This is a genomic window from Idiomarina fontislapidosi (assembly GCF_003226255.1).
GTDB lineage: Bacteria > Pseudomonadota > Gammaproteobacteria > Enterobacterales > Alteromonadaceae > Idiomarina > Idiomarina fontislapidosi.
Genome location: NZ_QJST01000003.1, coordinates 106,134 through 130,661, shown reverse-complemented (window position 1 = coordinate 130,661; position 24,528 = coordinate 106,134). Strand labels below are relative to the sequence as shown.

General features: G+C 48.7%; 20 protein-coding genes. 12 read left to right on the top strand and 8 right to left on the bottom strand.

What is annotated here, in order from left to right; all coding sequences use genetic code 11:
- The 3 genes from DFP83_RS05275 (at position 1) to DFP83_RS05265 (ending at position 2,578) form a co-directional block, all read left to right on the top strand.
- Positions 1-1,122 carry a glycosyltransferase gene (locus DFP83_RS05275; protein WP_110573888.1) on the top strand — a complete coding sequence of 374 codons (1,122 nt, stop codon included), beginning with the start codon at positions 1-3 and terminating at the stop codon, positions 1,120-1,122.
- On the top strand, positions 1,119-2,138 hold the full coding sequence (locus tag DFP83_RS05270; RefSeq protein ID WP_110573886.1) for a glycosyltransferase: 1,020 nt from the start codon (positions 1,119-1,121) through the stop codon (positions 2,136-2,138). The genes DFP83_RS05275 and DFP83_RS05270 overlap by 4 nt, the downstream gene beginning before the upstream one ends.
- A 140-nt stretch (positions 2,139-2,278) precedes the next feature.
- Positions 2,279-2,578: an ArsR/SmtB family transcription factor gene (locus tag DFP83_RS05265; RefSeq protein ID WP_110573884.1), complete on the top strand. Its 300-nt coding sequence runs from the start codon at positions 2,279-2,281 to the stop codon at positions 2,576-2,578.
- Positions 2,579-2,724: 146 nt separating this feature from the next.
- Here DFP83_RS05265 and DFP83_RS05255 read toward each other — a convergent pair whose 3' ends face one another.
- Positions 2,725-3,300 carry a gamma-glutamylcyclotransferase gene (locus tag DFP83_RS05255; protein ID WP_110573882.1) on the bottom strand — a complete coding sequence of 192 codons (576 nt, stop codon included), beginning with the start codon at positions 3,298-3,300 and terminating at the stop codon, positions 2,725-2,727.
- A 118-nt stretch (positions 3,301-3,418) separates the two neighbouring features.
- On the opposite strand from DFP83_RS05255, the gene DFP83_RS05250 reads away from it, so the two are divergent.
- The 4 genes from DFP83_RS05250 to kynU are packed head-to-tail and all read left to right on the top strand — an operon-like array spanning position 3,419 to position 7,295.
- The gene (locus DFP83_RS05250) at positions 3,419-3,910 is read left to right on the top strand and encodes an Mpo1 family 2-hydroxy fatty acid dioxygenase (RefSeq protein WP_110573880.1); all 492 of its coding nucleotides are present in this window, start codon (positions 3,419-3,421) and stop codon (positions 3,908-3,910) included.
- On the top strand, positions 3,907-5,163 hold the full coding sequence (locus tag DFP83_RS05245) for a mechanosensitive ion channel family protein (RefSeq protein WP_110573878.1): 1,257 nt from the start codon (positions 3,907-3,909) through the stop codon (positions 5,161-5,163). Before DFP83_RS05250 ends, DFP83_RS05245 begins: the two co-directional genes overlap by 4 nt.
- Positions 5,164-5,218: 55 nt before the next feature.
- Positions 5,219-6,067 (top strand): alpha/beta hydrolase family protein, encoded by an 849-nt coding sequence (locus tag DFP83_RS05240; RefSeq protein WP_110573876.1) that lies wholly within the window; start codon positions 5,219-5,221, stop codon positions 6,065-6,067.
- Positions 6,054-7,295, top strand: a complete 1,242-nt coding sequence (kynU, locus tag DFP83_RS05235) for a kynureninase (protein ID WP_110573874.1) — start codon at positions 6,054-6,056, stop codon at positions 7,293-7,295. The genes DFP83_RS05240 and kynU overlap by 14 nt, the downstream gene beginning before the upstream one ends.
- On the opposite strand, the gene DFP83_RS05230 is transcribed toward kynU, so the two are convergent.
- The 6 genes from DFP83_RS05230 to DFP83_RS05205 all read right to left on the bottom strand — a co-directional run bounded on the left by DFP83_RS05230 (position 7,281) and on the right by DFP83_RS05205 (position 15,408).
- Complete coding sequence (locus DFP83_RS05230) at positions 7,281-8,885, bottom strand: amino acid ABC transporter ATP-binding/permease protein (RefSeq protein WP_110573872.1); 1,605 nt, start codon at positions 8,883-8,885, stop codon at positions 7,281-7,283. The genes kynU and DFP83_RS05230 overlap by 15 nt on opposite strands.
- Complete coding sequence (locus DFP83_RS05225; RefSeq protein WP_110573870.1) at positions 8,878-10,512, bottom strand: ABC transporter ATP-binding protein/permease; 1,635 nt, start codon at positions 10,510-10,512, stop codon at positions 8,878-8,880. Before DFP83_RS05225 ends, DFP83_RS05230 begins: the two co-directional genes overlap by 8 nt.
- A gap of 6 nt (positions 10,513-10,518) precedes the next feature.
- Entirely contained in the window at positions 10,519-11,526 is a 1,008-nt protein-coding gene (cydB, locus tag DFP83_RS05220; protein WP_110573868.1) for a cytochrome d ubiquinol oxidase subunit II, read from the bottom strand.
- Between the two features lie 11 nt (positions 11,527-11,537).
- Positions 11,538-12,920, bottom strand: coding sequence for a cytochrome ubiquinol oxidase subunit I (locus DFP83_RS05215; RefSeq protein WP_110573866.1), 1,383 nt, complete (start codon positions 12,918-12,920; stop codon positions 11,538-11,540).
- A 144-nt stretch (positions 12,921-13,064) separates the two neighbouring features.
- Complete coding sequence (locus tag DFP83_RS05210) at positions 13,065-14,357, bottom strand: ribonuclease J (RefSeq protein ID WP_241971593.1); 1,293 nt, start codon at positions 14,355-14,357, stop codon at positions 13,065-13,067.
- A 193-nt stretch (positions 14,358-14,550) separates the two neighbouring features.
- Positions 14,551-15,408, bottom strand: a complete 858-nt coding sequence (locus DFP83_RS05205; protein WP_110573864.1) for a LysR family transcriptional regulator — start codon at positions 15,406-15,408, stop codon at positions 14,551-14,553.
- 134 nt (positions 15,409-15,542) lie between these two features.
- Here DFP83_RS05205 and DFP83_RS05200 point away from each other — a divergent pair, with 134 nt between their 5' ends.
- From DFP83_RS05200 to yghU, 4 genes are all read left to right on the top strand, one after another.
- Positions 15,543-17,540 carry a ligand-gated channel protein gene (locus DFP83_RS05200; RefSeq protein ID WP_110573862.1) on the top strand — a complete coding sequence of 666 codons (1,998 nt, stop codon included), beginning with the start codon at positions 15,543-15,545 and terminating at the stop codon, positions 17,538-17,540.
- Positions 17,541-17,543: 3 nt separating this feature from the next.
- Positions 17,544-18,587, top strand: a complete 1,044-nt coding sequence (locus tag DFP83_RS05195) for a PepSY-associated TM helix domain-containing protein (RefSeq protein ID WP_110573860.1) — start codon at positions 17,544-17,546, stop codon at positions 18,585-18,587.
- A 1-nt stretch (position 18,588) separates the two neighbouring features.
- Positions 18,589-19,419 carry a DUF4198 domain-containing protein gene (locus tag DFP83_RS05190; protein WP_110573858.1) on the top strand — a complete coding sequence of 277 codons (831 nt, stop codon included), beginning with the start codon at positions 18,589-18,591 and terminating at the stop codon, positions 19,417-19,419.
- Positions 19,420-19,549: 130 nt separating this feature from the next.
- Positions 19,550-20,413, top strand: coding sequence for a glutathione-dependent disulfide-bond oxidoreductase (yghU, locus tag DFP83_RS05185; protein ID WP_110573856.1), 864 nt, complete (start codon positions 19,550-19,552; stop codon positions 20,411-20,413).
- 174 nt (positions 20,414-20,587) lie between these two features.
- Here yghU and DFP83_RS05180 read toward each other — a convergent pair whose 3' ends face one another.
- Positions 20,588-22,018 carry a YdgA family protein gene (locus DFP83_RS05180; protein WP_110573854.1) on the bottom strand — a complete coding sequence of 477 codons (1,431 nt, stop codon included), beginning with the start codon at positions 22,016-22,018 and terminating at the stop codon, positions 20,588-20,590.
- 183 nt (positions 22,019-22,201) lie between these two features.
- On the opposite strand from DFP83_RS05180, the gene DFP83_RS05175 reads away from it, so the two are divergent.
- Positions 22,202-24,391, top strand: coding sequence for an OsmC domain/YcaO domain-containing protein (locus DFP83_RS05175; protein WP_110573852.1), 2,190 nt, complete (start codon positions 22,202-22,204; stop codon positions 24,389-24,391).
- The last annotated feature ends 137 nt before the right edge of the window (positions 24,392-24,528 follow it).

The window sequence follows — 24,528 nt, the reverse complement described above, 5'->3', positions numbered from 1 at the left end:
ATGCGCGCGCTAGTTCATGTCATTCCCACTTTAAGTAGTGGAGGCGCTGAGAAAGTATGCGTACGGCTGCATAAAGCCGCACTTGAGCATGGCTACCCATCACACCTTATTGTGCTCAGCGAAATCTGCTCATATGACATCGAGGGCATTCCCAACCTACACCGGCTCGCACTGAATAATGCCAAAAACCTCGACCTCATTTGGAAGCAAAAAAAAGCACTAAAGCTTTTAGCAGAATGCCTGCAAACAATTGAACAACAACAGGGCATTCTTGCGGTCTACGGGCATTTGGACGAAGCCAGTATGTTGCTTCGCAAACTTTCCATCAATGCCCCTGTGCTGCACATCGTACACACCTCAATTGCCAACGAACTAGCAAGCTATCGACGCATGAGTTGGCTCAAGTTTAAACGCCTTAAAAGCAAAAAGAAGGCACTCATTGGTCAGCACCTGATCGCGGTTTCGCCTTCACTAAAAAGCGAAACAGAACAAGAGCCTTGGTTGAACCCACGCAGCGTAACGGCAATCTTTAACCCGTTTGACGTCGAAGAAATCCGCCGCCTGGCTGATGTGAGCAGTACACCGCCCGTCGCTGACGAATATGTCATTCATGTTGGCCGTTATGCTAAAGCTAAGCGCCATGACATCTTGTTTGACGCGTTCGAACAGATGCTTGAAACATCACCGCAACTCAAGCTGGTCCTGTTGTGCCGTGTTTCCTCAAAGCTCAAAAAGGAATTAGCGCGACGTCAACTCACAGAGCAAGTCATCCTTCCAGGGCAAGTCGATAATCCTTACCACTGGATGAAACACGCCAGATTGCTTCTGCTCAGTTCGGATTACGAGGGCTTGTCGAATGTGCTCGTCGAGGCATTGGCATGCGAAACGCCTGTTGTCTCGACTGACTGTCCCTCAGGGCCGAGTGATGTACTGAAGCAGTTTCATGAAGACTGGTTAGTGCCCTGTCGTGATGCCCACGCACTGGCAGAACGCGCCAGCGAACTGCTAAAAACCTCACCTAAAGTGGATTTGACCGCTTGGCCATTGTTGCAAGAAATTGATTCAAAACGCGTTCTTGAAAACTATATCAATGCTGCAAAATCGGCGGGGACCCAGCAATGAATATCGTCCATGCAATTTTGACGCATAGCTTTGCTGGCAGCGAGCGTCACGCAGTCGACCTTGCAAACCTGCAAGCGCAAGCAGGACATACTGTGAGCATTATTTTGCATCGTCGCGGCACAGAAAAGCGTGAAAATGCAATCGTTCAACATGTCGATGACCGCGTTAAAGTTCATGTTGTCGACGGCTTCCGCTGGCTAGCAACGCGCCGCTGCCGCCAGCTGATTGGCAAGCTTAAACCAGACGTCGCTCACGCACATTTAAGTGCAGCATGCAAAGCACTCAAAGGTGTCAAAGCAGGATGTCTTCGGGTGGCAACCTTACACATCTACTATAAACCTCAGCAACACCAACACTTGGATGCATTAATTGCAATCGCTCCTTGGCAACTTGATGCCATTCCCGCTGAGCTTCGTGAACACACGCGGCAGATCAACAACTGGAGCCAACCGGTTGCAGCCAATCCAGATGCACGTCAGCGCCTTCGCAACCAATATAAGATTGCCGAAGATGCCGTTGTTTTTGGTGCACTCGGTCGCGTGGTGACTAGCAAGGGACACGATACGCTCGTAGAAGCATTTAAATTGGCCAATATTCCCAACAGCCGACTGGTTATTGTTGGTGATGGCAAAAACTGGCAGGCTATTCGGGACAGTGCAGACAGCGACATCATCATGCCAGGGTTTTCAGCGTACCCTCATGACTGGTTGAACTGCTTTGATATTTTTGTAAGCGCGGCCAATAGCGAACCTTTTGGATTGGTATTTTTAGAAGCGATGCACGCAGAGCGACCCATCGTTGCAACAGCATCAGAGGGCGCACAGTACTTGCAGCCGTACTTCAACTACCCATTGAGTGAACGGGGCAATGCGCAACAACTCGCGCAACAGATGCGTCAGGCGGCTCAAAGTCCAGCACCGATCCAGTATGATATGAGCGCCTTTGAACCTGAGGCTAAGTGTAATGAGGTTGTTGATTTTTATCGAACAGAATATCGCCGATTACAGCAACAGTGAGTCATCACTAAAAATATGATCGCACCCGCGTTTAATTCATCCCGCTAAACCGTTAAATAAACTCGTTGCTGATACAAATGACTAGCGAAGGCGAATCGGTTTGATATTATTCATCGTGTTCTTTGTGATGGTATAGAGTTATGAATCCGGAAACGCTAAAGGCTTCGTCGCAAGAGGCCGCAAAAGTCATGCAGCTGCTATCGCACCCCGATCGCTTGTTGATATTGTGCTTGTTAAGCGAGCAAGAATGCTCTGTGGGTGAAATTGAGCAACAACTCGACATTCACCAACCGATGCTTTCCCAACATTTAAATCGCCTCAGGCAACAAGAACTCGTATCTACGCGCCGCCAGGGTAAGTATATCTATTATCGACTGTGCGATGGTAATACCAAGACTATCATGGAACTACTCTACCAGCTTTACTGTCCAACCAATTAATTAAGTTGGCGTAGGTAACCCGTTAATGACAGAACGACATCGTGTGTACCAAGTGTCGGCGAATCGCGAGCGAGCAAGCCACAAACTCCGTTATGTAGAACGCTCTGTGGCTAGTGACGGCGAATGTCGATTATGTGTAGGCGTACCTACTCCTGCCCCTTCAACAAGGGTTCAAGATGTTGTCGAATCCCCTCAACGTGCGGATCGACCACGCCCAGATCACGAAGCCCCTGAGAAAGCTTAAGTAGGTACTCACTGTTTTCACCACTCGGACCACGGCTTCGCGCAATGTGCGCCGCTATATCGCTTAAAGGTGCATCCCCGAGAAAAGCCGCATTGTCCTTACTGGCGATATACACCAATCCATCCGCTTGATGACCATCATTAAATTGCATCGGCGTAAAAAAGCGTAGGTAGCCATTCTTTTCACGATGATCGAGGTGTTCAAACACTTCGGGTGAAACACGATAAGCCATGCCCGTACATTGCTCACCCGGAGTTTCAATCAGCGTAAGCACGCGTCCTGGAGATTCAGGGGTACCGCGATGGTCATGCGAGCCTTGCCAAAAGCGACGACTCCAACCCGTGATACTGGCGGGTTTGCGTTCAAGATAAGGGAAGTCAACCTTATAAATAAGCGAGCCATAGCCAAACAGCCATACCGACTCATAGGCTGACAAATCTTGACGTTGTTTATTTAACGAACTGGTATCATGAGACATCGAATACTCCTTTCAGATACACCTCAATACGCCTAAGTCTAACAAGCTTTTGTAATTGACAGTAGCTTGGCTTCGTTGCACTCTTACTCGCATTAAATTCTGTCAAAAAGGTTACTCTATGAGCCGCTCACTCGTCGAGCACTTGGCACACTATGCAAAGTATCATCGTGACTCGCGCAATATACTAACCCATCTTATTGGTATCCCGCTGATTGTAGTGGCTATTCTGACCTTGCTTAGTCGCCCTGAGTTTAGTGTTGGATACCTATTATTGACGCCAGCCAACTTAGTGGTATTTATTGCAGTAGTCTTCTACATACGACTCGATATACCTCTTGGACTGCTGATGACCGTGCTTCTGTGGCTAGGTTTGTCCGTCAGTCGTGAGCTTGCTGCACTCCCGACAACAGCATGGCTGGTATTTGGAATCGGGTTATTTATCGTCGGCTGGATCTTTCAATTTATCGGTCATTATTTTGAGGGTAAGAAGCCTGCATTTGTCGACGATATTATGGGACTCGCTATCGGCCCATTATTTGTAGTCACCGAAGTTATCTTCTTTTTAGGCTTACGCAAACAACTAAAACATGAGGTTGAGAAACGTCAGTGAGTTACCCGGATTGGTTTATCGAATGGGCCGAGGGGCGTCCGTACGCGTACACACTCAGTGCATGTATCTTGCTTGCTTTAGCAGTTTGGTTAGCACAGTTTTTTACCAAACACATCTTGCTACGCGGTGTGGCGCGACTCTTAACACGCACTGAAATAGGTCGAGACCCCAGTGTGGGGCTTAAAAAAATTATCAGTCGACTCTCGCAAGTGGTGCCTGCATTACTGCTTACCGCTGGTATACATTGGGTTCCAGACCTGTCTGATACCGTCATTACTATCGTGCAAAATGTCGCGGTGGCGTACATCGTACTCACCATCGCGCGCGCATTTAGCGCTGCAATGAGCAGCATTAATGAACTATACAGCCGTCGCCCCAATGCTCATTTAAAACCGATTAAAGGCTATTTGCAGATTGCGACCATTGCTGTATATCTTATCGCGGCGATTTTGATTATCGCAGCACTGATCGATAAATCCCCTGTAATCCTGCTATCCGGTATTGGTGCCATGGGCGCGGTCACCATGCTTGTATTTCAAGATACGATTTTGTCTTTCGTTGCCAGTATTCAGTTGTCTTCAAACGATATGATTCGTGTAGGCGACTGGATCGAAATGCCCCAGCTCAATGCCGACGGTGACGTTATCGACATGGCGTTACACACCGTGCGCGTGCAGAATTGGGATAAAACCATTACCACGATTCCTACTAAGCGACTTATTTCGGAGTCGTTTAAAAACTGGCGAGGTATGCAAGAAGCAGGCGGTCGTCGTATTAAGCGCAGCTTGTTCATCGATCAGACAAGTATTGGTTTTTTGAGTGAGGAAGATAAATCCCGACTACGTAAGTTTAAAATTCTAACGCAGTATCTAGATGACAAAGAGCAAGATATTAAGAGTTGGAATGAAAAACTGGTCAGCGAAGGTCATGATCCCATCAACAGCCGTAATGTCACGAATATCGGTACGTTTAGAGCTTATGTACAAAAATATCTCGAAAGCCATCCGCAAATTCATCAAGACATGACGCTGATGGTCCGCCAGCTGAGTCCCACAGCGCAAGGTTTGCCGCTCGAGATTTATTGCTTCACTAAAACCATTGCATGGGTTGATTACGAAGGTATTCAGGCCGATATATTTGACCACTTATTGGCGATTTTACCCGCCTTCGGTTTAAACGTGTTTCAAGAGACCTCGGGTCAAGATCTACGCATCAGCATGCGCGAGTTTAGCCACCGATCATTGCAGTCTTAAGGACAAAGTTGTATGGTTTTTGCAAACTCATGAAACACCGAAGCAAAAACCATACATGAAGCCTCTTTTTACATCACTAATAACGGCGCTATCAATCACTTGTATAGCGCCATTGGCGTGTGCAGCTCACGATCAGGCAGACATGCCCGTGCCCTACGGGTCGATTACTGAGCTCAGTTATACGGCAGCGGGCGAGACGATCCGCTATGGTGATGACAGTAGCCAGTTTATTGAAGTCTGGCGTGCCGAGCAAAAGCCTAAAGGGCACTTAATATTTATTCATGGCGGCTGTTGGTTGAGCGATTACGATATTCAACACGCCCGACCCTATATGTCAGCATTAAACCAGACTGGTTATCACGTCTATGGTATCGAGTATCGACGAGTCGGTAATGGCGGCGGCTGGCCGACCAGCTACCAAGATATCAGCACCGCTGTTCAACGCATCTCTGAACAAGCGAAGACAGATGAACTGAAAACCGTGGTTATGGGCCACTCAGCAGGTGGACACTTAGCACTGCTTACCGCCGCAGATGAGCTGCTTGCTGACAATATCGACGCCGCAGTGGGTCTTGCCGCAATCAGTAATATCGTAGAGTACAGCCAAGGCACCAATAGCTGCGAAGCCGTCACTGAGCGATTTATGGGAGGAATGGTACAAGACCACACCGACGCGTATCGTGATGCCAATCCAGCGACGCAGCAGTTTAACAGTCCCGTTTATTTGTTACACGGTAGCGACGACCCTATCGTTAATCCGCACCAGTCGCAGGCTTTGGCTGAGCGCGTGCAATCCGTTTATGTCCAATCAGGCGCTGGCCATTTCGACTGGTTACATCCAAATACCGCGGCATTTGCTCGTACTGAGCAGCTATTAAAGGATATTTTTAATGAATCAAACTGATTATGCGCAACTTGATCGCGACGATCCCCTCGCTCATAAACGTGACGACTTCCAGTTGCCGCCTGACATCATTTATTTCGATGGCAACTCATTAGGTGCCCTACCAAAGCGCGTCGCCGAGGTCGTTAATAAGACAACCGCGACACAGTGGGGCGGTGACCTGATAAAAAGTTGGAATCAACATAACTGGGTGAGCTTACCTACCAGCGTAGGCGCTAAAATTGCTCAGTTAATTGGAGCTCGCGCTGACGAGGTTATTTGCTGCGACTCTATTTCGGTCAATTTGTTTAAAGTCATCTGTGCCGCAATGAGCGCAGTCGGTAGTCATGACCGTCGCATTATTCTTTCAACCCGCGACAACTTTCCGACCGACCTTTACATGGTGCAAGGCGTTGAAGCATTTTTAGGTCAACAACGCTGTGAACTCAAACTGGTTGATGAATCCGAACTCATCGATGCGATTGACGATCAAACTGTGGCGGTATTGGCAACTGAGGTTAATTTTAGAACAGGCCGTCGACTCGATTTGGCAAAACTTGCCGAGGTTGCTCACTCATTTAATGCGTTAGTTATTGCTGACTTGGCGCACAGCGCTGGGGTCATGCCGATTCAACTCAATCAGTGGCAAATTGATTATGCCGTTGGCTGTACTTACAAGTACTTAAATGCAGGGCCAGGAGCCCCCGCGTTTGTTTATGTGAACCAACGCCACCATGCGGCGCTCAAGCAGCCTCTACAAGGCTGGTTTGGCCATAGCCGCCCGTTTGACTTTAATCCCGACTACCAAGGCGCGGCTGGCATTCAGCGTATGTTGGTCGGTACGCCACCGGTTATTTCTATGCAAGCGGTGAATGCCGCGCTGGATTGCTTTGATGGCGTTTCATTAGAGCAAGTTCGCGCCAAATCACTACAGCTCACTCACGCGTTTCAACACGGCTTAGCATGCCATGATTGGGCATCCGAGTTCGAGCTTATCTCCCCCCCTCAAGCACAACACCGAGGCAGTCAGTTGAGCTATGCGCATCCTCACGCTTACCAAATCTGCCAAGCGCTGATTGACCGAGGTGTAATCGCCGACTTTAGAGCGCCTAATTATATCCGCTTTGGTTTTGCACCGCTGTATAATCAGTTTCGTGAAATCCAAGTCGCATTAGAGCAACTCGCCGACATTATGGAGAGCCAGTCCTATTTGGATCCGCGCTGGCAACAACGCCTAGCTGTGACTTAATTGAATCACTTGATGCGCCTCGTGTGCCTGCACAAATGCAGGCACATGGTGGCTTGCAACCAGTACGATAGTCTGCGGACATACACGCATTAATCGCATCGTGATTCGTTCAGCCAGCGCAGAATCTAAGCCTGAGAAAGGCTCATCAAGAATCAATAGTGGTGCCTCTTCAACTAGCGCACGTGCCAACGCCAGACGTCTATATTGTCCCCCAGATAAACGCACGCCCTGCTCGCCGATGGGCGTATGCAGTTGCGCGGGGAGTTGTCGAATACGTTCCGCCAGTTCGACCCACTCGAGGACAGTCCACAGTCGCTGTTCGCTGATTTCTCGCCCGAGTGTAAGATTATTAAAAGTCGTATCGTCCAATACATCGGTATGCTGTGTGAGATAGCTAAAACGCGCCAATTCAGGTACCGCGATCACACCATCAACCGCGTGATGCATGCCTGCTGTTGCATTGAGTAATGTCGACTTCCCCTCACCTGACGGTGCAGATAACCATAGCCATTGTCCGGCTTGAGCTGAACAACTCATTGGGTTAAATAGCTGTCGACCTTGACGATAGACACTAACCGCTTGGAAGCTTAACGCGCCATCATCGGACTGGATGACGGACGCCACCGACTCATCACCGGTTGTTTTGGCGAGTAGTCTTCGGCTCGCCAGCGCTGTTCGACCATAACTTTGCCATTGTTGGGGGAGTTCAAGTAACAACTCTTGCCACGCCAACGCAGCCAACAACAGCATCACAACCTCAGCCGTACTCACTTGCTCAGCACTATCAGCAAATAACTGCAACGCCAATAAGTAAATCGCCACAATAGCGCCATGGGTGAGCCACTCAAGGTATAGTTTAATGCGGTGTGTACGCTGTTGCTCGGCGTTAAAGGCGCGCTCAGTCTTGGCAGAGTACTCGCTAATAGATTGGCTTTGCTTTTCGAACTGTTGCCACGCCAGCGTCTCTTCCATTGACTCAGTAAGCGCCATCCCACGCGAACGCATACGTTGCTGATACTTCTCAACGCTGACCGCTTGTAGCAACGAGTATGTGGCTAACCGCGATATCGCCCAGCTAGCAGCTAACCAAGTCGCTATCACGATGCCAGCCAGTGCCAAGCTATAAAAGCTAAACCAAATCGCAAAACATAGGCTCACCGCGGCGGTCGTTATTGTTGGCATGGCTAACCGCAGCCATAGGTTATCCATTGCTTCGATATGTCGCGTTAACCCCTGAATCGCATGCGCCACGCGAAACCGAGCAAGCCCTTGATAGGCATCGCGCTGAAAATATTTAAACCAAGCAATGCGCCAGCGCGCCTGTATTTTTAACACCAGATCATGATTAACTAGTCGCTCAACATAACGTGCCACAGTCCGTGTTACAGCGAAGAAACGAATACCTGACCCAGGTGCATAAATATTGACCGTGATGAACAGTGCTGAAGCAGTGATAAACCACCCCGATAGCGCTAGCAGGCCAATCCCAGCAACAACCGTAACTAACGCTAAGGCAAAGCCAAATATCCACTGCCAACGATGATCGTAGAAGCTTTTTAGCCAAGGTTGAAAGCCCACCGGTCTAACCATCGCCGCCCCCAAGGTTTAACTTAATGTGATGGTCTGCCCGTGCGATCAGGTCTTCATCATGAGTCGCAACGATCACTGTCCGACCGCTCTTGCACAAGCTGCGCAGTTCTCGACGAATCACATCCGCTGAGTCGCTGTCTAGATTTTCTGTCGGCTCATCTAATATGACCACGGGGTATGAACTCAGTAAACAGCGCGCTAACGCCAAGCGGCGCTGCTCACCACCCGACAGCCCTGCGCCACGCTCACCTAACATCGTATCTAGCCCATTCGGCGCCGTCGCTATCGCCTGATCAAGCCCCACACGCTGCAAAACTGCCTGTATGTCACGAAACTGATCCTCACAATACAACAGCACATTACTGCGGATACTCGCAGGCAACAAAAAAGGCTGTTGCGAAAAGTACGCAATAGGCTGTTCAGTCGCCTGCCCATGCAGGACGGTACCTTGATACCTCTGCAAACCAAGCAACACTCGGAGAAGCGTACTTTTACCCGCACCTGAAGGTCCAGATATCACGGTCAAAGCACCTTCGGGTATCGTTAAATCGGGGTAATGGATGCCTTCGTCAGCACTGATGAGCGCACAAATGTCTCGTGTAGCAAAGCTGATGCATGGCTCTGCCAATGCCGTCTGCGCCTGCCACTCAGCCGGCTCATCGGCATTAAGTAACGTCGCTGCACCCATAGCGGCTGCACGGTCGTGATAAGTCTGCGCAAACTGCCGCAAGGGTGCAAAATACTCGGGGGCTAACATCAGCACTAACAAACCGCTGAATAACGTCAGTTCATCAGCACCCAGCCAATTTATGTAACCCAGCAGACCAAACCCGACATACAGCGCCACTGCAGCAATAGCCACGCTGGCGAAAAACTCTAAAACAGCTGATGATAAAAAAGCTAATCGGAGTGTTTTCATATTAGCGCGACGGTACGTTTCACCCGCTGCCGCAATGGTATGTGTGGCAAAAGTTAAGCCACCGAATAGCTTGATGCTTGTCGCGTTCTTCAACATATTGGTAAACACGCGACTCAATGCCACGTTGCTCTGTACATGCTTTTGGCTGATTCGCTCTGCCCCAATACCGACTAACGCCATAAATACGGGGATAATAGGTCCAGCGACCAGCAACAAAACGCCGACGACAGGGTTGAGCCAAAAACACACCAACAAAATCATCAACGGACTTAACACAGTGAGATACCGTTGCACGAAATAACGCTCGAAATATCCGCGTAACTGCTCAACCGTATCAACCAACATTGAGCCATCGGCACGGTCAATGTTACGCCCCTGTCTACATTGAGCCTGCCAACGCTTGAGTAGACGCTGACGCGCATCGTGTAACGCCAAGGCCGCCGCCTCACTCTGCCAACGTTGTCGTTGCCAGCTCATTACAGCACGGATAAAGGTCGCAACGATTAACAATAACCACTCGGTTGTCAGCGTACTCAGGGGTTGCTCAAGCGCGAGTATGCGATACGCCAACTGAGCGATGAGGTAGAGTTGTAGGATAACGCTCACTGTGTGCAAGACGCCAAACAGCAGCGCTCGACGCGTCGAACGCTGCACAACCGCTTGGATCTGTTTTAAATAGTTCGCCGCAGAGCGAAAGTTATCACTCATAAGTGGTTAATGATAACCTTGATCGGCCTTCACTTTGCCGCGGAATACCCAATACGTCCATGCGGTATAAACCAATACAATCGGTATTACGAACAATAAGCCCAACAGTAAGAACAGCTGCGACTCATGTGCAGATGCGGCTTGGCTGAGCGTGTAATTCGGTGGCACCACATAAGGCCATTTGCTTGCTAACAGACCTAAGTAGGTAAAAATAAACATACCCATGGTGGCAATAAAAGGTGTCCCTTCGCGTTTTGCTTGAATAGAGCGATAAATCCAGAAAGCACACGCTAACGCCAAAATAGGTAATAGCCAAATAGGTGTGATATGAGAGAACCAACGCTCTGCAACAAAGGGGTCAACAAACGGTGTCCACACGCTAATCAGGGCAAAGATCAGTAGTACTGCCGCAAGCAGAGGTTTGACTAACCGATAAGCCCACTGTTGAGTGGAGCCCTCAGATTTCATGACCAACCATGTCGCGCCAAGTAGCGCATAACCGGCAATCAGGCCAAGCCCGGTGAGCACGGTGAATGGCGTCAGCCAATCCAAAGCGCCTCCCACGTAGCGCATATTCTCGGTTTCAAAGCCCTGTATGTATGCGCCCACGACCGCACCTTGTGCAAAAGAAGCCACTGTCGAACCGATAGCAAATGCCCAATTCCACAAATAGCGTGAGCTGTGTGCTTTGAAGCGAAATTCGAACGCAACACCGCGGAAAATAAGGCCCGCCAGCAACAAGAACACGCCAATATAGAGCGCCGGCAGAAATATACTGTAAACCAATGGGAAGGCGGCTAATAACCCCGCACCACCCAGTACGAGCCAGGTTTCATTACCATCCCACACCGGCGCTACTGAGTTCATCATAATGTCGCGGTCTTGTTCGCTCGGCGCAAGCATAAACAAAATGCCTTGGCCCAAGTCAAAACCATCCATTAGTACATACATGATGACGCCGAACGCGATAATCGCCGCCCAAACGTAGGTTAAATCAAAAATGGGTTCGCTCATGATGATGCTCCTTAATCAAAGTCGGCTTCTGCAGCAGAGAGTGGGCGCTTCGCACGATGTTTATTATCATCATGTTGCTCAGCCGCTTCGGTACCCGCACGGATAACCCGTGTTAAGTAATAGGCGCCAGCTGCAAACACACAGGCGTAAACCGTGATATAACCAATCAGTGAAAACAACGCCATGCCACCTGTAAGCGAAGGCGTGAGGGCTTCAGCTTGCGTCATTTGCCCGTAAACCAAATAAGGCGCACGACCTACTTCGGTCACAAACCAACCCGAGAGTACGGCTAAGAAAGGTGCCAGTGACATGAGCCGTAGTCCTTGCAAGAACCAACGATTACGTGCGTAGGCTTTCTTTCTTCGCAGAATGAGTCCAGTAACCGCAAATAGCACCATCAACATCCCCATCGCTACCATCACTCGGAAGGACCAAAACACGATAGGTACATTGGGCTGCAGTTCTCTAGGCATTTCTTTGACGCCGGGGACTTCGCCATCCCACTCGTGGGTTAAAATCATGCTCGCCATACTGGGGATGCCCACTTCAAAGTGGTTTTTCTGTGCCTCTTGGTCAGGAATGGCAAATAACAGCAGCGGTACATTCGTTTGCGTTTCCCAGTTGCCTTCCATCGCTGCCACTTTAGTCGGCTGGTGCTTCAGCGTATTGAGTCCGTGCAGATCACCGACAAACACTTGGAGAGGCGCGATAATCAGTAACAGCCATAACGTCATTGAAAGGGCTTTACGGTGCAGTTCAGTATCGCGTTTTTCGAGAATAAACCAAGCGCTGACACCCGCCACTACGAAGCCGCCAGTCAGAAATGAGGCAAGCCCCATGTGAGTAAAACGATACCAAAACGAATCGTTAAAAATTGCAGCAGACCAGTCGACTACGTGATAGAAACCGTCACGTACTTCAACCCCAGCCGGTGTTTGCATCCAGCTATTCGCCGATAAAATCCAAAAACTGGAGATAAAGGTACCGATTGACACCATCAGTGCAGCAAAAAAGTGTACGCCATTAGGCACTTTGCCGCGCCCGAACAACAATACACCCAAAAAGGCGGCTTCTAGGAAAAATGCCGTGACCACCTCGTAACTCAGTATCGGTCCTAAAAAGTTCGACGTCGCCAGTGCGAAGTTACTCCAGTTGGTACCGAACTGAAAGGACATAACAATCCCGGACACGACACCCATACCAAAGACAACAGCGAACACCTGCGTCCAAAAGGCACCGAGGCGCTCCCATTTAGGGTTATTCGTTTTGAATGCCAATCCGTAAATAAGCGCAATATAAGATGCCAAACCGATGGTAAACACGGGAAATATGGCATGAAAAGACACGACAAACGCGAATTGGATTCGCGAAAGCACGAGGGGGTCAAGATCCATAATACGATCTCCTTAGCCAATGACGTTCTAAGTCAAATTAAACAACCTTTTTTGAAAGGTCATTACATATTGTTTAACACGCTTCTTGCTGCTCTGTCGTGCGTTGGTTTTGATGCATATCAATATGCTTATAAATATAATATTCTATTCGCGATTCAGCGCAATCCGGCCCGCTTTTATAGCGTTTCTTCGTACACTCGGCTGTAAGCCAATTTTAAATAGATCGCCATTCATCCCTGTCAGCGTCATTCTTACACCCGCCTGTTTTGCGACATCAGCGTGTGCTTTAAGGTGCTCAGGTTCACCATGGGTCGGTATCACCATGCGTGGCTTCACCCACTGATAAAGTTGTTTGAGTTCTTCTTGATTGGGGTGTCCCGAAGCATGTAAAACACGCGGACTTTGCTCAGCGAGCACCACCTCGATGCGTCGGGCATTGAACTTATTGGTGAGCCGTTGAATGGCTAATTCATTACCCGGTATAATAATAGCGCTCATGATGACTTTGTCACCTTTGTCTAACGCGAGGTGGGGATGGCTATCTTCAGCTAAACGATTGAGCGCCGCACGCGCCTCACCTTGACAGCCCGTAGCCACAACTAACACTTCGTTCGGGGGTAAGTAGCCCGCATGTGTGTGATCGATCAGTTCGATATGTTCAGGCCATAAACCAAATTGCCGCGCCAAACCAACATTGCGCTCCAATGAGCGACCTAACACCGCAATATAGCGACCTGACGCTTCCGCAACGCGGGCTAGGGTAATTAAACGCGCGATGTTACTACTGAAACACCCAACCACCACACGTCCGCTTGCCTCTTTAGCTTCAGCCAGTAGCCCGTCGTAACAGTCAGCCTCAGATGTGGACCAACCCGGTTTCATGGCATTTGTCGAATCCCCCACCACCGCATCAATACCCGCAAGACCGATACGCTTAAACAGTCCTTCATCAAAGGCATCTGAGGTGATCGGTTGTGCATCTATTTTCCAATCACCCGTATGCAACACACGTGCAACTGCCGTTTCGATGACCAGCCCAAAGGGCTCTGGCAGTGAGTGTGTAAACCGAACCCAAGTGACACTGAATGGACCTATCTGGACCGTTTCGCCGCCGTTCACTTCGATAATAGGTACTAAATCAGCAAAGGCAGTGTAGGCGAGTTTTCTGCGTAAAACAGCAGCGGTATAAGGGGTGGTGTAAATCGGTTTTTGCCAACGCAGCCACAGGTCTTCAATAGCACCAATATGGTCTTCATGTGCGTGGGTAATAATAATGGCTTCGAGTTCGTCTTTGTTGTCTGTGATAAAACGCGGATCAGCACAGACGACCTCGTGTTTGAAGCTGTTGGGTTTGTCAGGATTAAGGGGTTCATCAAAGGAGACACCACAGTCGATCATCAACCAGCGACCCGCATGACCGTAAAGGTTCATGTTCATGCCGATCTCACCTGTCCCCCCAAGGGGCAGGAACCACATGTCGACTTCGCTTGGATACAACGTGAGTCTCCTCTAACTTACTAAGTAAGCGTTAGATATGCGAAACTAGTAACGTTGATGCTACTCCTTTTGGATTACTTTTACACGTTCAAACAGCGATTAAATTGTCGCTTAATGTCAATCAAATACAACACTAAACCTGCTTAAACCAATCCTCGATCACTTTCATTACCAAGCGGGTTTTAGCTGGAATACTCTCTCTAACAGGCAACACAGCATAAACACTGTATTCAACACCCGCCCAATCGGGCAGTAAACGCACTAAGTCGCCAGACTCAATACGTTGTTTTATTTCGGGCTCCGGTAACAAACCAAAACCGACACCATCGCATGTCAACTGTACGGTCGTTTGCATGTTATCCACCTGAATACGCGGCGCTGGCAGTGGTAAATCATAGGTGTTTGAAAAGTGTGCAATGAAGATTTCATCTCGCAACTCTTCAATACTGCTGATCGCGCGTTTAGCCAGCGGATGCGAAGCTGCCACGCACGGAATGAGGTGCCAATCTATAAGGTGGTGCGAATACAACGACGAGTCTGGTAATGGTCCAATTCGTATCGCCAAATCAACACCGGCGGTGACTAAATCAAGCGGCTCATCGGTCATTGATAACTTGAATTGCATATCAGGAAATTGCTCAGTCAACTGACGCAGAGGCTCACTCAGCAATCCTCCACCAAAACCGACCGGTGCCATAATCTTCATGATGCCCGCGGGGGTTTGTGTCAATTGCTCCATGCGCTCTTGATTTTTTGATGCAATATCTAAGACATCTAAGCACGACTGATAAAAGACTTCGCCCGCTTCGGTCAAGGTCATCACTCGCGTGTTGCGATGAAAAAGTGCCAGTCCATTGTCTTTCTCAAGTTTTCTGAGTTGTTGGCTGACGGCAGATACGGTCATATGCAGCTCGCTTGCTGCCGCACTCATGCTCTTTAACTCGACAGTGCGCGTAAACGCCTTCATTGACCGAATCATCTTCGGGTTCATAGCTTAAGCACCTCTTAAATATGCTTACAAATAAACGAGATTGCACAAAACACTAATATACGTATATTTGCAAATAAAAACTATTCTCATTTCTATATACGGAGAACATTGTGAATCTATCAAACACTCGCCGCATGAAACTGTCAATTATTGCCATCGCAATCAGTGCTGTCACTTTATCAGCAAATGCGAGTCCGCAACAGTCAGATCAGCGCGCAACTCAGCCTCATAAACACAAAAAACCCATGGAGGTTTTAGTCGTCACGGCATCCGGCGTCGACAAAACGTTACGCGACGCCCCCGCTTCGGTCAGCGTCATTTCTGGTGAGCAATTATCAGAACGCTTTTATAAAGATTTAACCGATGCCCTTACTGACGCACCGGGCGTTATTGTTACCAACGGCGGTGACCGTCAAGACATCAGTGTGCGTGGTATGGGTAGTCAATACACACTCATTTTAGTTGATGGACAACGTCAAACCTCGCGCGAAACCCGTCCTAATAGTGACGGTCCTGGTATTGAAGGCGCATGGACACCTCCGTTGGCTGCCATTGAGCGCATCGAAATTATCCGCGGACCGATGTCATCCCTTTATGGCTCAGATGCGATTGGTGGTGTCATTAATATTATTACCAAGAAAACGCCCGAACAATGGCGCAGCGAAGTGCGTGTCGACTCTATCGTGCAAGAGCGAAGTGAATCAGGTAACAGTTATCAAGTAAACCTGTTCACCTCTGGCTCATTGATCAAAGACACCCTCGGTCTGCAACTGTACGGAGGCTACACTCGCCGCTTTGAGGATGAGATTGTTGAGGGTTATCGCGGTAAAAAGGCCGATCATGCCACTGTCAAACTTGCATACACGCCGACCGTCGATCACGAGTGGCTATTCGAAGCGGGTAGCAATTCACAAACCATTGATGCCACATTAGGCAAAACAGTTGAGCCGCTTGCACCCGGCGAAAGCTGTGGTCGGCGCGGCTGTCCTGAATCATCCACGCTCGAATATGACAATCAGAGCTATTCCATTGCACATAATGGTCAATGGGGGCTGGTAGGTGCGCGCAGTTACCTCAAACGGGATGAATACGATAATAATGCGCGTCAGATGTACATCACCAATACCGATTTTCAGACTGTCTGGAATGTACCTCTAACGCTGGAGCAACCGATCACTCTTGGCGCCGCTTATTTAAAAGAAGAACTCGACGATCGCACCAGTAATCAAATCAGTGACCGCACACAAATCGATAGCTCACAATGGTCGTTGTTTGCAGAGTCAACATGGCCTGTAGCACGCCATTTCGAGCTAACCACGGGCTTACGCTATGATGACGACGAATACTTTGGTAATCAGTGGAGTCCTCGTATCTATGGTGTCTATCACCTGTCACGCGCCAGCACGTTAAAGGGCGGTGTATCAACTGGATTCCGCGCACCTAACTTACGCCAAACGACCGCAGATTGGGGACAAGTCAGCCGCGGTGGTGATATTTACGGTAACCCTAACCTACAAGCGGAAACGTCAATCAACTATGAATTGGGCTTATACACCCACTTCAGTCGTGCGATGAAAAGCTCGGTAACCCTATTCTATAACCAGTTCGACGATAAAATTTCGCGCATTGCATGCCCAGCTTCGCAGTGTACCGGGGGTCCTAATCAATTTGGCTCAATGCCAACGACCTACGTGAATGTCGACGAAGCGATTACTCAAGGCGTTGAGGCGACCTTTGATGCGCGCTTAAATCGAGCTTGGAAAGTAAGTGCTAACTATACCTTCACCGACTCAGAGCAGAAAACCGGGGAATATAAAGGCGAACCTCTAACGCAATTGCCCAAACACCTGCTACAAACCTCTCTCAACTGGAAACCGTCGGCAGCGCTCAATACTTGGTTACGCATTCATTACCGAGGCGAGGAGAGTCAACCCACGACAGGACCATCGAGCGGCTCACTGATTGCACCTTCCTATACTTTGACAGACTTGGGAGCCAACTACTTCCTTACACCTGATGTTAAGGTCGGAGTCGGTATCTATAACCTCTTCGACAAAAAGATTGGGGTGGAGGAATACGGTTACATCGAGGATGGACGTCGCCTTTGGGTGTCACTGGGTTGGAATTTCTAATCCATGCGCGCACGTCAATTCTGGAACATTAAAAATTGGCACTGGGTCAGCTCAGCGATTTGTCTCGCCGGTATGCTGTTGTTTGCCGTCACAGGTATCACCCTCAACCATCCCACCGTGTTTGAGGGGGATGCTGACCTGATCAGCATCGAGGCTCAAGTACCGCCCGCCATCATGGCAGGCTTGCATGCCGACAGGCCCATCAGTCAGGCATTTCGGCAGTGGTATCAAACCACCACGGGAAATACCCTGCCCGAAACGCTGAATGCACAATGGAGTGAATTTGAAATGTACGTCTCCTTACCGCGCGCCGGCGGTGACCGCTGGTTCTCCGTCGATCGTGAGTTGCACACGTTTTATCAAGAAACCACCGATCGTGGCTGGATCGCTTATCTCAACGATCTGCACAAAGGGCGCAATACTCATGTTCTATGGACACTCTTTATTGATGTGTTCGCCATCGCCAGCGTACTTTTCTCGGTCACCGGGCTACTGCTTCTGAAGAAGTACGCAAAAGGTCGTAAAACAACCTGGCCTCTTGTCGCTGCTGGTATTGTAGTGCCCATACTGCTGCTGCTTCCTAACCATGCCTCAGCGAATGAGTTGAGCGTTCAATTACCTCGTCTCACCGTCTCGGAATATCATCCGCCGTATCTCGCTGTTTGGCTCATGGATGCCGAGCGCAAGAAGGTTGCCGACGTGGCCATCTGGTATGACACCCAATTAGCCGACCATGAAGGAGAAAAGTGGTTAAAGGATATGCGCCTTTGGTGGCGTCGCAGCGGCCGCTTTCTAACCATGCCCGTCGATGGCGCCTCCGGCGCAACACGCCAACCTGGCTCGCACCGTATCGATTTGACCACTCTCGTCGACACGATCCGTGCGCGTCCTCCGCAGTCATACACACTTTACGTTGAGGCCGCTCGTGAACTCGGCGGGCGTGAGGTACTGCAATTTAGCTTTGAATGGCCATTAAACCAACCTTTTAAACAGACTGAGCAAGGTCGTCACGAACTCGCTACTGTACAACTTACTTTGGAGCCTTAATATGTTTACATCTAAAACAACACAACTGATCTTGATGGGTGTGCTCATGACCTCAAGCTTTGCGGTCAATGCTCATCGACTATGGATAAAGCCAAACACAACCGCAGTTTCGGGGCAAAACGAATGGGTTACTTTTGACGCAGCCATTGCCAATGGCATTTTCAACCCTGACCACTTTGCCATGCCGCTCGATCGCCTGACCGCCTACAATCCCGATGGTCAGCCCATTCCACTGCAAAACTCAGCAAAACTGAAGTATCGCAGCGTGTTTGACTTGCAGCTGACACAACCAGGAACCTATGAGGTCAGTATGAACAGCCGTAGCTTGCAAGCGAGCTGGCAAGACGAGGACGGTCAGCGGCAGCGTTGGCCTGGGCGTGGCGAAATAGGTACGCTCGCGGGCTTTAAAAAACATGTGCCAACCTCCGCTAAAGACCTCACAGTCACCGACAGCGCCCGCCGTGTCGAAGTCTTTGTGACCGCAGGCGCACCCACGCGAGAGGTTATTACTCCAAGTGGCAAAGGGCTTGAACTCAATGGGCAAACACACCCCAATGACCTCTATACAGGTGAGCCCATTTCACTCGGCTTTTTATTTGATGGTCAGCCAGCCGACAAGGCGCAGGTGACGGTGGTAAGGCAAGGTGAAAAATACCGAGATACCAGCGAAACAATGCGTTTCACGACAAACGCACAAGGTTCAATTGAAGTCAGCTTCGATAAGCCGGGCATGTACTTTGTCGAAGTCGAATATCAAGATAATCAAGCCGAAGCGCCTGCAACTATCCGCTCAGGCAGTTACTCCGCTGTTTTTGAAGTGCTACCTCTTTAACCGATGCGGGGCACACCTGTGCCCCGTCTTTTACATTCTGTCGCTACTATTTCCTTTCTTCGGTAAATCCAACCCGCAAAAACTTTGGTATCTTCTAGACACGTTGTCTAAACCTAACCAAGGATCAACTATGTCAGATAGCAATTATGTGCCCCCCAAAGTGTGGGAATGGGAACCCGGTAATGGCGGAAAATTCGCAAACATTAACCGCCCTATTGCTGGAGCAACCCATGATAAAGCCTTGCCCCAAGGTAAGCATGACTTACAACTTTACTCGCTCGCAACGCCCAATGGTCAGAAAGTGACCATTTTGCTGGAGGAGCTGCTCGAAGCTGGCGTTAAAGAAGCAGACTACGATGCGTATCTGATCAACATTATGGAAGGTGAACAATTTTCCAGCGGTTTTGTCGAGATAAATCCTAACTCGAAAATTCCAGCGTTGCTGGATAACAGCACCCAACCAGGTACTCGTGTATTTGAGTCGGGATCAATTCTGCTCTATTTGGCAGAAAAATTCGGACACTTTTTGCCTACGACGCCTACGGCAAGGGCTGAGTGCCTGAACTGGCTGTTCTGGCAAATGGGCAGTGCGCCTTTATTAGGTGGTGGCTTTGGACACTTCTATGCGTATGCCGACGAGAAGCTGGAGTATCCAATTAATCGTTTTACGATGGAGATAAAACGCCAGCTTGATGTGCTTGATAAGCAGCTAGCCAATAACGAGTTTGTTGCAGGCGATGAATACAGTATCGCTGACATGGCTATCTTCCCATGGTACGGCGCTTTAGTCCGCAACGAGGTGTACGAGGCTGCGGAATTTATTCAAGCAGATACGTACAAAAACGTTCAGCGCTGGGCGGAGCAATTATCACAACGCCCCGCGGTAAAACGCGGACGCATGGTTAACAAAACTTGGGGTGACCCTGAAGGACAGCTGCACGAACGCCACAGTGCAAAAGACTTTGAAACTAACACACAAGATAAAATAGGCTAGAAAAGAAAAAGCCCCGAGTAAACACTCGGGGCAAAATATATCCAGGGAGTATAAATCTGTTGTCTGGTGTTCTCCAGAAAACGACTGCAATTATCAATATCTACGGTGACAACTTCGTTTCGGATTCATGACAATTTAATGAATCCCACACCTGTCATCACCGTTTAACATCACTTACTGTTGCTGTAATGCTTGCAGTATGGGTAGCTCGTTACCATTAAGCACGAATTCACCGTCTTGCATTGTAAAGTTACTCACATACGCATTGTCTTGTTCAGTGAGAAAACCTTGTTGCACAAAGGTTGAAATTACTAACGGTGCTTGCTGTTCAGCGATTTGCTGCATTTGCACAGGATCTTGTTGAGCCGGCGGTAATTGAGAACGCAACTGAACAAGAATCTGTTGTTGTGCCAACCACAATGCCAATGGCTTTTCGATACTCACGTTTGCTTCACTGTTGATATGAGTTAGCCAAAATACTTGATCGTCGATGGGGTCAGGCAACTGATCAACATCCGCTAGTTGCATGACCATGTCGGCATTCACATCACCTTGCTCAAGTGAGGCGCTCAGCTTATCAATTTTGAAGTTTGGATTATCATCGATAATCTTAGGTAGCTGATCCAAAAAGAACGCTGTTTGCTGTTCAAAGAGTATCGCTGGATCAGTCGCCGTATCTTGCTTAGCGGCAAACTGCTGAAACGCTTCTAGCACGCCGATATCTAAGTTATCCATCGACATGTCGAAGTGGATATCATTGGCATTGAGTGCCGATGACTCAAACGATTTGAGCAGCTGATTCACAACAATGCTCGTGGTGTCCTGGTCTTCGTTAATGTCTGAACGACTTGTTAACTCATAACCTTTCAAAACCAGTGGTTGCGTCATTTCGACATCTTCAAATGACACTTCGTCAATCGTAAAAGATGAGGTACCTTGATAAACGGTTCCTGCTAACAACGCTGCCAACGACGTCTGGGCGTTGAGCTCAAGATTCATTTTTGACATTTTAAAGCGAGCTTTATCGTCAATTGAGACAGTCATGTCTTTAAAGCCACCGCTGTAGGCAACTTGATCTTGCCCCACCGAGCCCTGACCTTGATAGCCTGAAAAATTAAACGCGATACCTTCTTTGTTCTCAACTGACGTGAGTTCAGGCGCCCAATCACGATACTCTGCGTCGCCAAATAAACCAATCGAACCGGTCATCTGGTAGATCGCCTCATCATCGTTCCACTTAACGAATTTACGTAAATCATCGCCTGAGAAGCTAAGCTTCCACGCCGCAAGTCCAATACCTGGGTTGTACTGTGTAAGAAGCAAGCCGTGCTGAGCATCAAAGTTAAGATCAAACTCAACTCTCTCAGGTAGGTCATTAGTGTCGTCCGCCATAGTTCCCAAATCCAATGTTACATGGATAACGCCCGACGATGTAAAGTAACCTTTATCAAATTTAACAACTTCAGCTTTATACGCGGGTTGCGCATTCAGCGCCGCTATCTGCTCATTTAAATTCGTTTCTAATGCACTACCCGTGAAGTATGGACTCACCGCAAATACGCCCGCTACAACGACAGCGCCACCTAAAAGTGCCTTTTTACTCATATTTTGTCTCACGTTTTTTATCAGAACTTAATGTAACAATTTTGTTGCGAGTGTATCGCATCTGCTAACAAAGCGCATTAGGAAATATCTGAAATTTTAACCATTTTCACCATGACGCACGGAGCAAAACACGCGATAATGGCGGCTTTGTTTTATCACTAAAGCCAAGCAGGTCGAAGCGCCATGGAAATCAAAGTAAACTTTTTAGAAAATCTCAAACTTGAAGCAAAGTTTGATGATTTTACCGTCATTGCCGATCAGCCCATTCGCTACAAAGGTGATGGCTCTGCGCCGAGCCCCTTCGACTATTTTCTTGCGTCATCTGCGTTATGCGCAGGGTATTTTATACGCTTATACTGCAATGCCCGCGATATTCCTACCGAGAATATTCGCTTATCACAAAATAATATTGTCGATCCCGAAGACCGCTATAACCAAATATTTAAAATTCAGGTCGAACTACCAGAAGATATCTCTGACAAAGATCGTCAAGGCATTTTACGAGCGGTCGAGCGCTGCACCGTTAAGCGGGTTGTGCAAACCGAGCCTGACTTTCAGATTGAGGCCGTAGATAATCTTGATGACAGCGCGCAAGCGCTTCTGATGGGAACTTCCGATGAACAGCACACGACCTTCATCAAAGGTAAAGACTTACCCCTGGAACAAACCATCGCCAATATGACCCAAATACTAGCGGATTTGGGTATGAAAATTGAGATTGCCTCTTGGCGTAATATCGTACCAAACGTTTGGTCTTTGCACGTGCGTGATGCCGCATCGCCGATGTGCTTTACCAACGGCAAAGGCGCGACTAAGGAAGCTGCCTTATGCTCGGCGTTGGGCGAGTTTATTGAGCGTCTTAACTGTAATTTCTTCTACAATGATCAGTACTTTGGGCAAGAGATTGCTGAAAGTGAATTTGTTCACTATCCCAACGAGCGTTGGTTTGAACTGACTGAAGACGACAGCCTGCCTACGGGTATTTTAGACGAGTACACGCGCGCTATTTATGACCCAGAAAATGAGTTAGCGGGCTCAAACTTAATTGACACCAACTCAGGTAACGTTGAGCGCGGTATTTGTGCGCTACCGTTTAAGCGCCACTCGGACGGCGAAGAGGTATACTTCCCTTCTAACTTAATTGAGAACCTCTACCTAAGTAACGGCATGAGTGCAGGCAATACGCTCGACGAAGCGGTTGTCCAATGCCTATCTGAAATATTCGAACGCGCAGTCAAACGCGAAATCATCGAGAATGAGATCGCTTTACCTGACGTGCCGGACACCGTTCTTGAGCGCTTTCCCAAACTTGTAGAAGGTATCAAAGGGCTAGAAGTGCAAGGCTATCCAGTATTAGTAAAAGACGCCTCGTTAGGTGGTCAGTTCCCTGTTGCGTGTGTAACATTAATGAATCCGCGTACAGGGGGTGTGTTTGCATCTTTCGGTGCCCACCCGAGTTTAGAGGTTGCCTTAGAGAGAAGCCTAACCGAGCTGCTACAAGGCCGTAGTTTTGAAGGTTTAAACGACTTACCTGCGCCGACGTTTAACCAAATGGCGGTCACCGAACCGAATAACTTCGTTGAGCACTTTATTGACTCATCAGGTGTAGTGTCGTGGCGTTTCTTCAGCGCGCGTTCAGAGTACGAATTCGTTGACTGGGATTTTTCCGGCTCAAACCATGAAGAAGTTGACACCCTGTTTGGTATCCTCGCTGATTTAGGCAAAGAAGCCTATGTCGCCGTTTATAACGAACTCGGTGCACCGGCGTGCCGTATCCTCGTACCAGGTTACTCAGAGGTGTATCCCGTTGAGGATTTAATTTGGGATAACACCAATGTCGCGCTGCAGTTCCGTGAGGATATTTTAAACCTCCACCGACTTGATAATGAGGCACTTGCCGAGTTAGTCGAACGTTTAGAAGAAAGCCAGCTCGACAACTACATGGATATCATCACGCTTATCGGTATTGAGTTTGATGAAAATACGGTATGGGGTCAGCTGACCATCCTTGAGCTTAAATTGCTTATCTACCTTGCCTTAGGTGAGCATGCACTTGCCTTAGAGCATGTGGAAATGTTCCTGCAGTACAACGATAACACCGTTGAGCGTGTCTTATTCTATCGTGCCGTAGAGGCGCTGCTTGAGGTCGAACTCGACGAAGAGCTTGAACGGAGCGACTTTATCTACAACTTCCGCCGCATGTTTGGGGATAAAACGATGGATGCTGTCGAAGGTTCAGTCGATGGAACTGTGCGCTTTCATGGTCTCACGCCCACCGACATGAATTTAACCGGGCTTGATCGTCACTTGCGTTTGATTGAGAGTTATAAAAAACTGCATGCCGCGCGAGCGCGAGTTGCCGCTGCCCAGTAACCCACTCAATTGAGTGAACCAAGCCGGCTTTTACGCCGGCTTTTTTGTATGCACACCACCGCTAGCAATCGCTTACACACAAGTCATCCATCTCGATTTGCCCCTCGCGCATTCATCAACAAACTTAAAAGCTCTCA

Bases quoted from the DNA above. Each gene is read 5' to 3' on its own strand.
- DFP83_RS05275 (WP_110573888.1), top strand. From the start codon at position 1: ATGCGCGCGCTAGTTCATGTCATTCCCACTTTAAGTAGTGGAGGCGCT.
- DFP83_RS05270 (WP_110573886.1), top strand. From the start codon at position 1,119: ATGAATATCGTCCATGCAATTTTGACGCATAGCTTTGCTGGCAGCGAG.
- DFP83_RS05265 (WP_110573884.1), top strand. From the start codon at position 2,279: ATGAATCCGGAAACGCTAAAGGCTTCGTCGCAAGAGGCCGCAAAAGTC.
- DFP83_RS05255 (WP_110573882.1), bottom strand. From the start codon at position 3,300: ATGTCTCATGATACCAGTTCGTTAAATAAACAACGTCAAGATTTGTCA.
- DFP83_RS05250 (WP_110573880.1), top strand. From the start codon at position 3,419: ATGAGCCGCTCACTCGTCGAGCACTTGGCACACTATGCAAAGTATCAT.
- DFP83_RS05240 (WP_110573876.1), top strand. From the start codon at position 5,219: ATGAAGCCTCTTTTTACATCACTAATAACGGCGCTATCAATCACTTGT.
- kynU (WP_110573874.1), top strand. From the start codon at position 6,054: ATGAATCAAACTGATTATGCGCAACTTGATCGCGACGATCCCCTCGCT.
- DFP83_RS05230 (WP_110573872.1), bottom strand. From the start codon at position 8,885: ATGGTTAGACCGGTGGGCTTTCAACCTTGGCTAAAAAGCTTCTACGAT.
- DFP83_RS05225 (WP_110573870.1), bottom strand. From the start codon at position 10,512: ATGAGTGATAACTTTCGCTCTGCGGCGAACTATTTAAAACAGATCCAA.
- cydB (WP_110573868.1), bottom strand. From the start codon at position 11,526: ATGAGCGAACCCATTTTTGATTTAACCTACGTTTGGGCGGCGATTATC.
- DFP83_RS05215 (WP_110573866.1), bottom strand. From the start codon at position 12,920: ATGGATCTTGACCCCCTCGTGCTTTCGCGAATCCAATTCGCGTTTGTC.
- DFP83_RS05210 (WP_241971593.1), bottom strand. From the start codon at position 14,357: ATGAACATGAACCTTTACGGTCATGCGGGTCGCTGGTTGATGATCGAC.
- DFP83_RS05205 (WP_110573864.1), bottom strand. From the start codon at position 15,408: ATGAACCCGAAGATGATTCGGTCAATGAAGGCGTTTACGCGCACTGTC.
- DFP83_RS05200 (WP_110573862.1), top strand. From the start codon at position 15,543: ATGAAACTGTCAATTATTGCCATCGCAATCAGTGCTGTCACTTTATCA.
- DFP83_RS05195 (WP_110573860.1), top strand. From the start codon at position 17,544: ATGCGCGCACGTCAATTCTGGAACATTAAAAATTGGCACTGGGTCAGC.
- DFP83_RS05190 (WP_110573858.1), top strand. From the start codon at position 18,589: ATGTTTACATCTAAAACAACACAACTGATCTTGATGGGTGTGCTCATG.
- yghU (WP_110573856.1), top strand. From the start codon at position 19,550: ATGTCAGATAGCAATTATGTGCCCCCCAAAGTGTGGGAATGGGAACCC.
- DFP83_RS05180 (WP_110573854.1), bottom strand. From the start codon at position 22,018: ATGAGTAAAAAGGCACTTTTAGGTGGCGCTGTCGTTGTAGCGGGCGTA.
- DFP83_RS05175 (WP_110573852.1), top strand. From the start codon at position 22,202: ATGGAAATCAAAGTAAACTTTTTAGAAAATCTCAAACTTGAAGCAAAG.